The organism is Pseudonocardia endophytica (assembly GCF_004339565.1).
Lineage (GTDB): Bacteria > Actinomycetota > Actinomycetes > Mycobacteriales > Pseudonocardiaceae > Pseudonocardia > Pseudonocardia endophytica.
The window spans coordinates 343,913-359,995 of sequence record NZ_SMFZ01000001.1; the positions used below are offsets into that span (position 1 = coordinate 343,913).

1 protein-coding gene is annotated in these 16,083 nt (G+C 76.5%); it reads right to left on the bottom strand.

Going from position 1 to position 16,083, the window contains the following annotated elements; all coding sequences use genetic code 11:
- Nucleotides 1–31: 31 nt before the first annotated feature.
- Entirely contained in the window at nt 32–16,072 is a 16,041-nt protein-coding gene (locus EV378_RS36130; protein WP_243653210.1) for a type I polyketide synthase, read from the bottom strand.
- Nucleotides 16,073–16,083 lie beyond the last annotated feature (11 nt).

A 16,083-nucleotide genomic window follows, 5' to 3' on the forward strand; every position in this document is an offset into this window, starting at 1 on the left:
CGATCGTGTCGGGCGCGTGTCGGGCGGCGAGTCAGGTCGCCTGCGACCGTCCGAGCTCGTTGTCGATGAAGGCGAGAACCTGCTCGGTGCTCGCCTCGTCCAGGCGCTCGCCGACCCCGCCGGTCGTGTCGGCGCCGTCGCTCGCGGGCTCGTCCCAGCGCGCCAGCAGCCTGCGCAGCCGTGCCGCGACCCCGGCCCTGGTGTCCTCGTCGACGCCGCCCGGGTCGAGCGCGTTCTCGAGACGGTCCAGTTCGGACAGTCCCGGAGCCGTACCGGCACCGGCAGAGCCGAGCACGGTCTGGGCCAGGTGGGCGGCGACCTCGTCCGGCGTCGGGTGGTCGAACACGAGCGTGGCCGGCAGGCGGGCGCCGGTCGCCTCGGACAGGCGCATCCGCAGCTCGACGGCGGTGAGCGAGTCGAAGCCCATGCGGCTGAAGTCCCGGTCGGCGGGCACGCCGTCGGTACCGGAGTGCCCGAGCACGGCCGCGGTCGCGCCGCGGACCAGCTCCCGCAGCTCCGCACGCTGGGCGTCGGCGTCGAGCCCGGAGAGGCGGCGCAGCAGGCCGTCGCTGCCCTCGGTCGCGGCCGCCGTGCGGCGACGGGCCCGCACCAGCGCGCGCAGCACGGCCGGGACGTCCCCGGTGGCCGGCGCGGCGGCGGCGAACCGGGCCGCTACGACGAACCGGTCGTCGCGGGCGGTCGCCACGTCGAACAGCGCGAGACCCTGCTCCGGGTCCAGCGGCGGCATCCCGGAGCGCTCGGTGCGCTCGCGCTCCGCGTCGCCGAGCGCCGCGGTCATCCCGGACTCCTGCGACCACGGCCCCCACGCCAGTGCCAGCGCCGGGAGCCCCTGCGCCGCACGGTGTGCGGCCAGCGCGTCCAGGAACGCGTTCGCGGCCGAGTAGTTGCCCTGGCCCGGGCCGCCGGTCACGCCGGCGACCGAGGAGTACGCGACGAACGCGGCCAGCGGCAGCTCCCGGGTGGCCTCGTGCAGGTGCCACGCCGCGTCCGCCTTCGGGCGCAGCACGGTGTGCACGGCCTCGGCGGACAGCGAGCCGATCGTCGCGTCGTCGAGCACGCCCGCTGTGTGCACGACGGCGGTCAGCGGGTGCTCATCGGGCACCGACCCGACCAGGTCGTCCACCGCACCGCGGTCGGCGACGTCGCAGGCCGTGATCGTGACCTCGGCCCCGAGCTCCTCGAGCTCCGTGCGCAGCTCGGCCGCACCCGGCGCGGCCGCGCCGCGGCGGCTGGTGAGCAGCAGGTGCCGCACCTTGTGGTGCGCGACGAGGTGCCGGGCGAGCAGCCCGCCGAGCCCGCCGGTGCCGCCGGTGACCAGCACCGTGCCCTGCGGGTCCCAGCTGCGGTCCGGCGTCTCCTGCTCCTGCGCCGCGACCAGCCGCGCGACGGTCAGCGCACCGTCGCGCACGGCGGCCTGCGTCTCCCCCACGTCCATCAGCCCGGTCACGGCGGACAGACCGTCCGTCCCGCCCGCCGGGTCCAGGTCGAGCAGCGCGACGCTGCCCGGGTCCTCGGTCTGGGCGGACCGGACGAGGCCCCACACCGGGGCGGCGCCGAGGTCGTGCACGTGGTCGTCCCGTCCGGCGGCGACGGCCCCCCGGGTCACGACGACGAGGCGGGACGCGGCCGTCCGGGCGTCACCGGACCAGGTCTGCAGCAGCTCCAGCACGGCGGTCGTGGTGTCGTGCGCGGCGTCCGGCAGCGCGCCCTCGCGCCCGTCCACCGGTGCGACGACGACCGGCGGCAGCGCCTCGCCCGCCTCCAGCAGCTCGGTCAGGGTGCCGGCCCGGGTCACGCCGTCGAGCTCCGGCAGGCCGGCGCCGAGCACGGCCCACCGCCCGGTGTCGTCGGTCGCCACGTCGGGCGCCGCGATCCAGTCGAGGACCAGCAGCGCGCCGTCGCCGGTCGCGTCGGGGCCCTCCTGCGGTGCGGCGGTCTCGCCCGGCGTGAGCGCACCGGCGGTCAGCACCGGAGCACCCTGCGCGTCCGTCGCGGTGAGCTCCCGGGTCCCGTCCCCGCGGTCGACGGCGCGGACCCGCAGCACCGCGGCGTCCGCGGCGTGCACCGCGAGGTCCCGCCAGGTGACCACGTCGGCTCCGTCGAGGCCGGAGCGGACGGCGGCGTCGAGCAGCGCGGGATGCAGCGTGAACGGCGCTCCTGCCGGGCGGTCGGCCGTCTCCAGCTCGACGAGCAGCGCGTCACCCGCGGTCCAGGCGCCGCGGACGGTGACCGGACCGAACGGGCCGGGCAGGTCGGTCGGCTGCGCACCCTCCGCCGGCCACACCGGGTCCGCGGCGGGCGGGGTCGTTCCGGTCGCGGCCAGCGCGCCGGTCGCGTGCCGGGTCCATCGCTCGTCGGTGCCGGACTCCGGGCGGCTGTGCACGTCGAGCGTGCGGCGGCCGTCGTCGTCCGGTGCGCCGACGCGCACCTGCAGCAGGCGGGCCTGCTCGCCGGACAGCGCGAGCGGCTCGGTGACGGTCAGCTCCTCGACGGTCGCGGCGTCCGCCTGGTCGCCGGCGTGCACGGCGATCTCGGCCAGGACGGCGGCGGGCAGCACCGCGTGCTCGCGCAGCCACGGCTGCGCCGCGGTCGAGACCCGGCCGGTCAGCAGCAGCTCGTCCGACCCGGCGACCGTCGTCGCGGCGCCGAGCAGCGGGTGACCACCGGCCCGCAGTCCGAGACCGCCCGCGTCTGCGGGCGCGACGGCCGCGGTGGGCCAGAACCGCTCCCGCTGGAACGGGTAGGTGGGCAGCGTGACCCGGCGCCCGCCGGGCAGCACAGCCGTCCAGTCCACGTCGACGCCGGCCACGTACAGCCCGCCGAGCGCCGTGAGAAGGGCACGCTCCTCGTCGGCGTCGCGGCGCAGGGCGGGGACGACGACGGCGTCGGGCTCCAGGCACGAGCGCGCCATCGCGGACAGCGCGCCGTCCGGTCCGACCTCCAGGAACGCGGTCACACCGCGCCCGGCCAGCTCCGCGACGCCGTCGGCGAACCGCACGGCCTCACGGACGTGGCGCACCCAGTGCTCCGGGTTCGACGGGTTCGGGTCGGCCGACAGGGACACCAGCGGCAGCCGCGGCTCGGCGTAGGTCAGGGACTCCGCGACGGCCCGGAACTCGTCGAGCACCGGGTCCATCAGCGGCGAGTGGAACGCGTGACTGACCCGCAGCCGGGTCGTCCGCCGGTCGGCCAGCTGCTCCTCGACGGCCGCGACGGCCGCCTCCGCGCCGGACACGACGACCGATGTCGGCCCGTTCACGGCGGCGATCGCCACGTCGTCGCCCAGCAGCGGCGTGACCTCGTCCTCGGTCGCCTCCACGGCCAGCATCGCGCCACCGGCGGGCAGCGCGGACATCAGCCGCGCCCGGGCCGCGACGAGCCGGCACGCGTCGGCGAGCGGGAGCACCCCGGCGACGTGCGCGGCCGCGATCTCGCCGACCGAGTGGCCCGCCACCGCCGCCGGGCGCACGCCCCACGACTCCAGCAGCCGGTACAGCGCCACCTCGACGGCGAACAGTGCCGGCTGGGTGAACCGGGTGTCGTCCAGTGTCTCCTGCTCGTCGCCCCACACGACCTCGCGCAGCGACGTGCCGAGCTCGGTGTCGAGCAGTGCCACGGTCTCGTCGAACGCCGCGGCGAACGCCGGGTACCGGGCGTGCAGCACCCGGCCCATGCCGACCCGCTGGGAGCCCTGCCCGGAGAACAGGAACGCGGTGTGGCACTCGGCCGCCTGCCCGCGCGCGACCTCGGCGGTTCCGTCGGCGTCGGCGAGCAGCACCGCACGGTGCTCGAACGGGGAACGGCCCGCCACCAGGGAGTACGCGACGTCGGCGATCGGTTCGTCCATCTCGGACAGACCGGCCGCGCCGGCGTCGAGCGCCGCCGCCGAGCGGGCCGACACGACCCACGGCACGACGGCGGGCGCCTCGCCCGCGTCCTGTGGCGCGCGGTCCGGCCCCTGCTCGAGCACGACGTGCGCGTTCGTGCCGCTGATCCCGAACGAGCTGATCCCGGCCCGGCGCGGGCGTCCGGTCTCCGGCCACGGCGTCGGCTCGGTCAGCAGCTCCACCGCTCCGGACGACCAGTCCACCCGCGACGACGGCTCGCCCACGTTCAGCGTCTGCGGCAGCGTGCCGTGGCGCATCGCCATGATCATCTTGATCAGACCGGCGGCGCCGGCGGCGGCCTGGGTGTGGCCGATGTTCGACTTGACCGAGCCGAGCAGCAGCGGGTGCTCGCGGTCCCGGCCGTACGTCGCGATCAGCGCCTGCGCCTCGATCGGGTCCCCGAGGACGGTGCCGGTGCCGTGCGCCTCCACGGCGTCCACGTCGGACGGTGCGAGACCGCCCGCCGCGAGCGCCTGGCGGATGACGCGCTGCTGGGACGGGCCGTTCGGTGCGGTCAGCCCGTTGGACGCGCCGTCGGAGTTGACGGCGGAGCCGCGGACGACGGCGAGGATCTCGTGCCCCTCGCGCTCGGCGACCGACTGCCGCTCCAGCACGAGCAGGCCGACCCCCTCGGACCAGCCGGTGCCGTCGGCGCCCTCGGCGAAGGACTTGCACCGCCCGTCCGGGGCGAGCCCGCCCTGCCGCGTGAAGCCGGCGAAGCTCGTCGACGTCGCCATCACGGTGACGCCGCCGGCCAGCGCCCGGTCGCACTCACCGGCCCGCAGCGCCTTCGCGGCCCAGTGCAGCGCGACGAGCGACGACGAGCAGGCCGTGTCGACGGTCGCCGACGGGCCCTCGAACCCGAACACGTAGGACAGCCGCCCGGACAGCACGCTGGCCGCCAGCCCGGTGCCCGCGTGTCCCTCGACGTCGTCCGGCGAGCGCATCAGCAGCCCGGCGTAGTCCTGCCCGTTCGTCCCGACGAACACGCCGGTCCGGCTGCCGCGCAACGCGTTCGGGTCGGATCCGGAGCGCTCCAGCGCCTCCCACGCGGTCTCCAGCAGCAGGCGCTGCTGCGGGTCCATCGCCAGCGCCTCACGCGGCGAGATGTCGAAGAACGCGGCGTCGAAGTCGGCGGCGTCGTAGAGGAACCCGCCCTCGCGGGTGGCGCTGCGGCCCTGGCCGTCGCCGGCGAGGACGCCGAGGTCCCAGCCGCGGTCGTCCGGGAACGGTCCGATCCCGTCGCGGCCCTCGGCCAGCATCCGCCACAGGTCCTCCGGCGACCCGACGTCGCCGGGCAGCCGGCAGGCCGTGCCGACGACGACGATCGGGTCGTCGTCGAGCTCGGCCGCCGCCGGCGTGACGGTCCGGGGAGCGTCGTCGCCGAGCAGCTCCGCGACGAGGTGCTCGGCCAGCGCGCGCGGGGTCGGGTGGTCGAACACGAGGCTCGGCGGCAGCGACAGCCCGGTGGCGCCGGCCAGCCCTCCGGACAGCTCGACGGCCGTCAGCGAGTCGACGCCGAGATCGCGGAACGCCCTGCCGGGCGTGATCGCGTCCGGGCCGGAGTGCCCGAGCACGGACGCCACCGTGCCACGCACGAGCTCCAGGGCGACGGCCGTTCGCTCGTCCGGGGACGCCTCGGCGAGCCGGGCCCGCAGCCCGGCGGCGGCGTCCGCGCGCTCGGCGCGGCTCCGGTCGGCCGCCTTCGCGATCTCGTGGGCCGCCGGCAGGTCGGCGAGCAGCGGGGACGGCCGCAGCCAGAGCAGCTCCTCCAGGTGCCGGGCGTCGGCCAGGTCGGCGACGACGACCGTCGGGTGCGGGTCGGCCGCGGCGCGGGCCAGCGCCCGCACGCCGACCTCCGGCGTGATCCGGCCGGCGCCACCGTCGTGCCCGTCCGCGGCCATTCCGCGGCCGGCCCAGCCGCCCCAGGCGATCGCGGTCGCCGGGTACCCATCGTCGGTGCGGCGCCGGGCGATCGCCTCCAGCCCGGCGTTGGCTGCCGCGTAGGTGGCCTGGCCCGGGTTGCCGACGGCGCCGGCGACGGAGCTGAACAGGACGAACGCGTCCAGCCGCCGCTCACGGGTGAGCTCGTCGAGCAGCAGCGCGGGCGCGACCTTCGCGTGGAACACGCCGTCGAACCGGTCCGGGGTGAGCCCGGTGAGCACGCCGTCGTCGAGGACGCCCGCCGCGTGCACGACGCCGGTGAGGTCGTCCCCGATGGCGTCGAGCACCGCGGTCAGCTGCGCGCGGTCGGCCGTGTCGCAGGCCGTGATGGTGACGCGGGCGCCGAGCTCCTCCAGCTCGGCGCGCAGCTCGGGAGCGCCGGGCGCGTCCTCCCCACGGCGGCCGAGCAGCACGACGTGGCCGGCGCCGCCCGCGGCGAGCCAGCGGGCGATGTGCCCGCCGAGCGCGCCGGTGCCGCCGGTGACCAGCACGGTGCCGGTCGGGGTCCACGGGTCGGTCTCGCCGTCGGCCACCGGGACCGGGGTGATCCGGCGGCCGTGGGCGCCGGTCGGGCGAAGGGCGACCTGGTCCTCGTCCCCGGCCAGCACGGCGCCGAGCCCGCCGGCCGTCGCGTCGTCCGGATCGGGCGGCAGGTCGACCAGACCGCCCCAGGTGAGCGGCAGCTCCAGCGCCGCGACCCGTCCCAGACCCCAGACGGAGGCCTGCGCGGGATCGGCGAGCGTCTCGCCGGGCAGCGCGACGGCGCCGCGCGTCACGGCATGGAGCGGCGCCTCGACCCCGGTGTCGGCCATCGCCGCGACGAGCGCCGCCGTGGCGGCGAGCCCGGCCGGCACGGCGTCGGCGTTCGGAGTGGTGTCGAGAGCGAGCAGGGAGACCACGCCGGTCAGCCCGGTGTCGGCGTGCTCGGTGAGCAGCGCGGACAGGGCGGCCCGGCCGGTCGACTCCGGCGCGACGTCGATCCGCAGGGCGTCCGGATCGAGTGCGGCGACGACGACGTCGACCCAGGGATCGGCGGCCGCCGGCTCCGGGACGAGTACGAGCCGGGCACCGGCGGCGGGCGCCGCCGCGGGCGCGGGCAGCGGCCGCCAGGTCTCGCGGTGCAGCAGGCGGGCGACGTCGGCGTCCGCGCGGCGCCGGGTGCGCCATGCCGCGAGCGCGGGCAGTATCGCGCCGAGGTGCTCGCCGTCGACGCCGAGGCGAACGGCCAGCGAGGCGACGTCGTCGCTCTCGACGGCGGACCAGAACTCGGCGTCCGCGCCGTCGCCGGCGGGAGCCGGATCGGCGAGCCGCGGCCAGAACCGCTCGCGCTGGAACGGGTAGGTCGGCAGGTCCGCGCCACGGGTGTCGCCGCTCAGGGTCGCCGTCCAGTCGACGTCGACGCCCGCGACGTGCAGCCGGGCCGCCGCGGTGAGCAGCGCGACCTCCTCGTCGCGGTCGGCACGCAGTGCCGGGGTGACGACCGTCCCGGCCGGGACCGTCGCCGCGGCGGGTGCGGACAGCACGCCGTCGGGCCCGATCTCCAGGAACGCGGTGACGCCGCGCCCGGCCAGCTCGGTCACGCCGTCGGCGAACCGGACGGGCTCGCGGGCGTGCCGCACCCAGTGCTCCGGGGTCGACGGGTCGGGGTCGGCCAGCAGCGACACCAGCGGCAGCTGCGGCTCGGCGAACGTCAGGAACTGCGCGACGGACCGGAGCTCGTCGAGCACCGGATCCATCAGCGGCGAGTGGAACGCGTGGCTGACCGCCAGCCGGGTGGTCCGCCGCCCCAGGTCGGCGACGTGCGCCACGATCCGCTCGACGGCGTCGGACGCCCCGGACACGACGACCGACGACGGACCGTTCACGGCCGCGATCGCCACGTGGTCGTCGAGCAGCGGGGTGATCTCGTGCTCGGTGGCCTCCACGGCGGCCATGGCGCCGCCGCCCGGCAGCGTGTCCATCAGGCGGGCACGGGCCGCGACCAGGCGGCACGCGTCGGCGAGATCCAGGACGCCGGCGACGTGCGCGGCCGCGATCTCGCCGACCGAGTGCCCGGCGACGGCGGAGGGCCGCACGCCCCAGGACGTGACGAGCCGGTACAGCGCGATCTCGACGGCGAACAGCGCGGGCTGCGTGACGCCGGTGCGCTCCAGCGCCCGGCGTCCGGTGTCGGTCTCGTCGCCCCACACGACCTCGCGCAGCGACGTGCCGAGCTCGGTGTCGAGCAGCGCGACGGTCTCGTCGAACGCGGACGCGAACACCGGGTACCGGGCGTGCAGCGCGCGGCCCATGCCGAGCCGCTGGGCGCCCTGCCCGGAGAACAGGAACGCCGCCGTCCGCGGCTCGGCCGTGCCGCGGGCGGCCTCGACCGTCCCGTCCGCGGTGGCGAGCAGGACGGCGCGATGCTCGAAGCGCGCGCGACCGGTCACCAGTGTGCGGGCGACGGCCGTGGCGGGCAGGCCGTCCGCGACCGACCGCACGCGCTCGACCTGCGCGTCCAGCGCGGCGTCCGTCTGCGCGGACACCGGCCAGGCCACGACGGCCGGCTCGTCGGCCGGTTCCGGTGCCGGGTCCTCGGCAGGCGCCTGCTCCAGCACGACGTGCGCGTTCGTGCCGCTGATCCCGAACGAGCTGACGCCGACCCGGCGGGCGCGGTCGGTCTCCGGCCACGGCGTCGGCTCGGTGAGCAGCGCGACGGTGCCGTCCGACCAGTCCACGTGCGACGACGGCTCGGTGACGTGCAGCGTGCGCGGCAGCGTCGCGTGCCGCATCGCCATGATCATCTTGATCAGCCCGGCGGCGCCCGCCGCGGACTGGGTGTGGCCGAGATTGGACTTCACCGAGCCGAGCAGCAGCGGGCGCTCCGGGTCGCGGTCCCGGCCGTACGTGGCCATCAGCGCCTGGGCCTCGATCGGGTCGCCGAGCGAGGTGCCGGTGCCGTGCGCCTCGACCGCGTCGACGTCCGACGTGGACAGTCCGGCGTCGGCCAGCGCCTGGCGGATCACGCGCTGCTGGGCGGGGCCGTTGGGCGCGGTCAGGCCGTTCGAGGCGCCGTCCTGGTTCACGGCGGAGCCGCGGACCACGGCGAGCACGCGGTGCCCGTTCGCCCGGGCGTCGGACAGCCGCTCCAGCGCCAGCACGGCGGCGCCTTCCGACCAGCCCGTGCCGTCGGCGGAGTCGGAGAACGCCTTGCAGCGCCCGTCCTGCGCGAGCCCGCCCATCCGGGAGAAGCCGGTGAAGTTCGCCGCCGTCGTCATCACTGTGACGCCGCCGGCCAGTGCCATCGTGCACTCGCCGGTCCGCAGCGCCTGCGCGGCGAGATGCACCGACACCAGCGACGACGAGCACGCCGTGTCCACCGAGAGCGCCGGGCCCTCCAGCCCGAGCGTGTAGGCGAGCCTGCCGGACGCGACGCTGACCGCGAGACCGGTGGTGGCGTGGCTCGCGATGTCGTCGGCCGAGCGCATGACCAGCCCGGAGTAGTCCTGGCCGCTGATCCCGAGGAACACCCCGGTGCTGCTGCCGCGCAACGAGTGCGGGTCGATGCCGGCGCGCTCGGCGGCCTCCCAGGCGACCTCCAGCACGACCCGCTGCTGCGGGTCCATGGCCAGGGCCTCGCGGGGCGAGATGCCGAAGAACGCGGCGTCGAACGCGGCGACGTCGTCCAGGAACCCGCCCTGTCCGCTGATCTCGGCGGCCTCGCCGCCGCCGATCGGCGGGTGCCTGTCCCACTCGCGGTCCGGCGGGAATCCGGTGATCGCGTCGGCGCCGGCGTCGAGGAGGTTCCACAGGTCCTCCGGCGAGGCGACCCCGCCCGGGAACCGGCAGCCCATGCCGACGACGACGATCGGGTCGTCGGCGTCCGCGGTCGCCGTGGGGGCCGGCGCGGCGCCGGCGGCGACGTCCACACCGGACAGTTCCTCGAGCAGGTAGGCGGCGAGCCGTTCCGGCGTCGGGTAGTCGAAGATCAGCGTGGCGGGCAGCGTCAGCCCGGACGCGGTGCCGAGCCGGTTGCGCAGCTCGATCGCGGTGAGCGAGTCGAAGCCGAGCCGGCGGAACTCCAGCCGGGCGTCGACGCCGTCGGCGGAGCCGTGGCCGAGCACGGTCGCGGCCTCGGTGCGGACGAGGTCGACGAGGAACGGCGCGCGCCCGTCGTCGGGCAGCGTGGCCAGCCGCTCGGCCAGCCCGGCCTTCGCGACGCCCGCCTGACCGGCGCGCCGGCGACCGCCGGACCGGACCAGGCCGCGCAGCACGGCGGGCACGGTGTCCGCCGAACCGGGCACGGTCGCGCCGGTGAGCCCGAGCGGCAGGATCAGCGGCTCGTCGGCGACGGTCGCGGCGTCGTAGAGCGCCAGGCCACGCTCGACGGACAGCAGCGGCATCCCGCTGCCCTCGCCGACCCGGTCGACGTCGCGGTCGGCGAGGTCGGTCGTCATGCCGGCGCCCTGCTCCCAGGCGCCCCACGCGAGCGACGTGGCCGGCAGGCCGAGCGCGCGGCGGTGCGCGGCGAGCGCGTCGAGGAACGTGTTGCCGGCCGCGTAGTTGCCCTGGCCGGGGCCGCCCATGACGCCGGCCGTCGACGAGTACAGGACGAACGCGGCGAGGTCGCGGTCCCGGGTCAGGTCGTGCAGGTGCCAGGCCGCGTCGAGCTTCGGCCGCAGCACGGCGTCCAGGCCGTCGGCGGTCAGCGACGCGACGGTGCCGTCGTCGAGCACGCCCGCGGTGTGCACGACGGCGGTCAGGGTCGGCACAGCGTCCAGCAGCGCGGCGAGCGCGTCCCGGTCGGCGACGTCGCAGGCCGCGACGGTCACGTCCGCGCCGGCCTCGAGGAGCTCGTCGCGCAGGTCCCCGGCGCCCGGGGCGTCGAGGCCGCGTCGGCTCGTCAGCAGCAGGTTCCGGACACCGTGCTCGGCGACGAGGTGGCGGGCCAGCGTGGCGGCCAGCCCGCCGGTGCCGCCGGTGACCAGCACGGTGCCGTCCGGGTCGAGCGCGGGCGGCACCGTGAGCACGATCTTGCCGACGTGCCGGGCGGAGCTCATGAACCGGAACGCGTCGACCGAGCGGCGCACGTCCCAGCTGCGGATCGGCAGCGGCTCCAGCGCTCCGGCGTCGAACAGGTCGACGAGCTCGCGCAGCATCGACCGGAGCCGGTCCGGGTCGACGGCGCCGAGGTCGAAGAACCGGTAGGTGAAGCCGTCCGGGAGGCCGTCGCCGTCGCGGATGTCGGTCTTGCCCATCTCCAGGAACCGGCCGCCGTCGCCGAGCAGCCCCAGCGACGCGTCGACGAAGTCCCCGGACAGCGCGTTCAGCACGACGTCCAGGCCGGCCGGGAACCGCTCGGCGAAGTCCAGGGTGCGCGACGACGCGATGTGGTCGTCGGCGACACCGAGCGACCGGAGCACGTCCCACTTCGGCTCGCTCGCCGTCGCGAACACCTCGGCACCGAGGTGGCGGGCGATCTGCACCGCGGCCATGCCGACGCCGCCGGCACCGGCGTGGACCAGCACCCTCTCCCCCGCCCGCAGCCCGGCCAGGTCGACCAGCGCGTGGTAGGCGGTGAGGAACACCAGCGGCATCGACGCGGCCGTCTCCCAGTCCCAGCCGTCCGGGACGGGCGTGAGCATCCGCTCGTCGGTGACGCCGAGCGGGCCGAAGCCGCCGAACAGCATCCCGGTGACGCGGTCGCCCGCGGCGAGGTCGGTGACGTCCGGCCCGACCTCGGTGACGACGCCTGCCGCCTCGGAGCCGAACAGGCCCGCGTCGCCGGGGTACATGCCGAGCGCGTTCAGCACGTCGCGGAAGTTCAGGCCGGCAGCGCGGATGCCGACGCGGACCTCGCGGCCGGTCAGCGGGGCGAGCGCGTCCGGGTGGGCCTCCAGTTCCAGGCCGTCGAGGCTGCCCGTGTTCCGGCAGCCGAGCCGCCACGGCGTCCCGGCGGGCGGGACGAGCGCCGGGCCGGACTCCAGGCCGGCCAGCCGGCCGACCCGCACCTCGCCGCCGCGGACGACGGCCTGGGGCTCGCCGTCGTCGACGAGCGCGGGCAGGGTCGGGAGCGCGGCGAGGGTCTCATCCGTGTCGTCGATGTCGGCCAGCAGGATCCGGCCGGGGTTCTCGGACTGGGCGCTGCGCACGAGACCCCAGACCGGGGCGACGGCCAGGTCCAGCTCGCTGCCGCTCCCGTCGGCGACGGCGCCCCGGGTGAGGAACACCAGGCGTGCCCGGGCGAGATCGTCGGTGGCGAGCCATTCCTGGAGGAGCTTCAGCACGTCTCGGGTGAGCGCGTGCGCGGCGTCCGGGCCGGTGCCGGTGGCGGTCAGGGGAACCGCGATGACGTCCGGGATCGAAGCGGTGGCGGTCGGGTCGGCGGAGTCAGCCGCCGTCGTCGGCGTCGTGGCGGCGGTCTCGCCCGTCGTGGTCGACCCCGCGGGCGGCGGCCCCGTGAGCTCGGCGAGGTCGGCGATCGTGGCCGGCCCGCCGACGGCCTCGGCGCCGGTGAGAGCATCCGTCGCGCCCAGCCGGTCCTCGCCGAGCACGACCCAGGTCAGCGGTTCGGACGGGGCGACGAGCTCGTGCGCCGTCCAGGTCATCCGGAACAGCGAGCCGCTCTCCCGGCGACCGGGGTCGCCGGTGTCCGGGCCGGCGGCGCGCAGCGTCAGCGAGTCCACGGAGATCACCGGCTCGCCCTGCGGGTCGGTCGCGGTGATCCGGACGGCGTCCTCGCCCGCGCTCGTGACCCGCACCCGCAGCGCCGTCGCGCCGGACGCGTGCAGGGACACGCCGTTCCAGGCGAACGGCAGCAGGCTGCGGTCGTCGCCGTCGGCGGAGGCGAACACGGTGCTGTGCAGGACGGCGTCGAACAGCGCGGGATGCAGGCCGAACTCGCCGGCGTCCGGGACGTCGTCCGGGAGCGCGACCTCGGCGAAGATCTGGTCGCCGTGGCGCCACACGGCCTGCAACCCGCGGAACACCGGGCCGTAGACCAGGCCGTTGCCGGCGTAGCGGTCGTAGAGGCCGTCGATGTCGACCGGCTCGGCGTCCGGCGGCGGCCACTGCGTCGTGTCCAGCGGGATGGTCCGCTCGCCGGATCCGAGCCGGCCGGTCGCGTGCTGTGTCCAGTCCGCGTCCTCGCCGGCCGGGTCACCGCCCGCCGGACGACTGAACACGCGCACGTCGCGGCCGCCGTCGTCGTCCGCGGCACCGACGGCGATCTGCACGGCCACGCCGCCGGACGCGGGGAGGATCAGCGGCGCGGCCAGCATCAGCTCGTCGACCCGGTCGCAGCCGGCCTGGTCGCCGGCGCGCACGGCCAGCTCCAGGAAGCCGGTGCCGGGGAAGAACACCATGCCGCCGACGCGGTGGTCGGCCAGCCACGGGTGCGTGGACAGCGACAGCGTGCCGGTGAGCAGCAGCTCGTCGGAGCCGGCGACGGACATGGCGGCGCCGAGCAGCGGGTGCTCGGCCGGGGCGAGGCCCAGCCCCGCGGCGTCGGCGGCCGCGTGCCGCCCGACCTCCGGCCAGTAGCGGTCGGTGCGGAACCGGTAGGTCGGCAGGTCGGTGCGTGTGGCGCCGGTGCCGTCGAAGAACGCGGCCCAGTCCACCCGCACGCCCGCGGTGTGCAGGTGCGCGAGCGCCGCGACGGCCGCGCGCTCCTCGTCGTGGTCGCCGTCGGGAGTGCTGCGCTGCACCGGGATCGCGACGGCGTCCGGTGCGGTCTGCGCGGCGAGCGCGGTCAGGACACCGTCCGGGCCGAGCTCCAGGAACACGCCCGCACCCGCGTCGCGCAGCGCGGCCACGCCGTCGGCGAACCGGACCGCCTCGCGGACGTGACGCACCCAGTAGTCCGGGGTGGACAGCTCCGTGCCCGCGGGGGCGCCGGTGAGCGTGGAGACGAACGGGATCTCCGGCTCGGCGAACGTCAGCGTCTCGACGACGGCGCGGAAGTCCTCGAGCATCGGGTCCATCAGCGGCGAGTGGAACGCGTGGCTCACCGACAGCCGCGAGGTCCGCCGCTCCCGGGACCGGAACTCCGACTCGATCCCCGCGACGGCATCCTCGGCCCCGGACACCACGACCGACGACGGCCCGTTCACCGCCGCGACCGACACCCCGTCGGTCAGCAACGGCGTGACCTCGTCCTCGGTCGCCTCGACGGCAAGCATCGCGCCGCCCGCGGGCAGAGCCTGCATGAGCGACGCCCTGGCCGAGACCAGCGCGCAGGCGTCCTGGAGCGACAGCACCCCGGCCACGTGCGCGGCCGCGATCTCGCCGATCGAGTGCCCGGCCAGCACGTCGGGCACGACGCCCCACGACTCCAGCAGCCGGTACAGCGCGACCTCGACCGCGAACAGCGCGGGCTGCGTCGCGCCGGTCTCGTTCAGCGCGTCGGCGTCCTCGCCCCAGACGACGTCGCGCAGCGACGGGTCCAGGTGCTCCAGCGCGGCGTCGAACGCGCCGGCGAACACCGGGAACGCGGCGTGCAGCGCCCGGCCCATGCCGAGCCGCTGCGCACCCTGCCCGGAGAACAGGAACGCGACCCGCGCGCGGGCGGCCGCATGGCCCTCGACGACGCCGGGGCCGCCGCCGTTCTCCAGCCATGCGGCCAGCGCGTCCCGGGCGTCCGACCCGTCCGGCCCGGACACGACCGCCAGGCGGTGCTCCAGCGCCGCACGCGTCGTGGCCAGCGAGTACCCGACGTCGAGCGCGGAGGCGGGGTCCCGATCCAGCAGCGCCGCGACCTGGTCGCGCAGCGCGTCCGCGGTCCGGGCGGAGACCACCCACGGCGCGGCCTGCGGGGCGCGCTCCGGCGACGGCTCCTCGGCCTGCTCGACGGCCGGCGCCTGCTCGACGATCACGTGCGCGTTCGTGCCGCTGACCCCGAACGACGACACACCAGCGCGGTGCGGGCGGTCGGTCGACGGCCACGGGCGCGGCTCGGTGAGCAGCTCGACGGCCCCGGACGTCCAGTCCACGTGCGTCGACGGCCGGTCCGCGTGCAGCGTGCGGGGCAGCTCGCCGTGCCGCATCGCCATGATCATCTTGATCACGCCGGCGACGCCTGCCGCGGCCTGGGTGTGGCCCAGGTTCGACTTGATCGACCCGAGCAGCAGCGGATGCTCGCGCTCGCGGCCGTACGTGGCGAGGATGCTCTGCGCCTCGATCGGGTCGCCGAGCGGCGTGCCTGTGCCGTGCGCCTCGACGGCGTCCACATCGGACGTCGACAGGTCCGCCGCGGCGAGCGCGGCGCGGATCACGCGCTGCTGGGACGGCCCGTTCGGCGCGGTGAACCCGTTGGACGCGCCGTCCTGGTTGACCGCCGAGCCGCGGACGACGCCGAGCACCGGGTGCCCGTGGCGGCGGGCGTCGGACAGCCGCTCCAGCAGCAGCACGCCTGCGCCCTCGGACCAGCCGGTGCCGTCGGCGTCGTCGGAGAACGCCTTGCAACGGCCGTCGCGGGCCAGTCCGCCCTGGCGGCTGAACTCCACGAGCGAGCCGGGCGTGGCCATGACGTTCACGCCGCCGGCCAGCGCGAGCCCGCACTCACCGCTGCGCAGTGACTGCACGGCCAGGTGCAGCGCGACCAGCGACGACGAGCACGCGGTGTCGACGGTGACGGCCGGGCCCTCCAGGCCGAGCGTGTAGGACAGCCGCCCGGACACGGCGCTGGCGGCGATGCCGGTTCCGACGTCGCCGGTCGCGTCGTCCAGTGAGCGGACGACCAGGTAGGCGTAGTCCTGCCCGTTCGTGCCGACGAACGCGCCGGTCTTCGTGCCGCGCAACGTCGTCGCGTCGATCCCGGCGCGCTCGACCGCCTCCCACGCGGTGGTCAGCAGCAGCCGCTGCTGCGGGTCCATCGAGACGGCCTCACGGGGCGAGATGCCGAAGAAGCCGGGGTCGAACTCGGCGACGCCGTCCAGGAAGCCGCCCCTCTGGCTCACCTCGTTGCCGCGGTCGTCGGTGGTGCCGCCGGCGAGCGCGTCGAGGTCCCAGCCGCGGTCGGTCGGGAAGCCGCCGATCACGTCCGTGCCGGAGGCGACCATGTCCCACAACGCCTCTGGCGTGTCCACGCCACCCGGGTAGCGGCAGCCGATGCCGACGACGGCGATCGGCTCGGTGGCCGAGGCCTGCAGCATCCGGTTCTGCCTGCGCAGCCGGTCGGTCTCCTTGACGGCCGCCCGCAGTGCCTTGACGACGTCGTTGTCGGGCGCGTTGCTCTGGGTCATCGCCTTCTCCA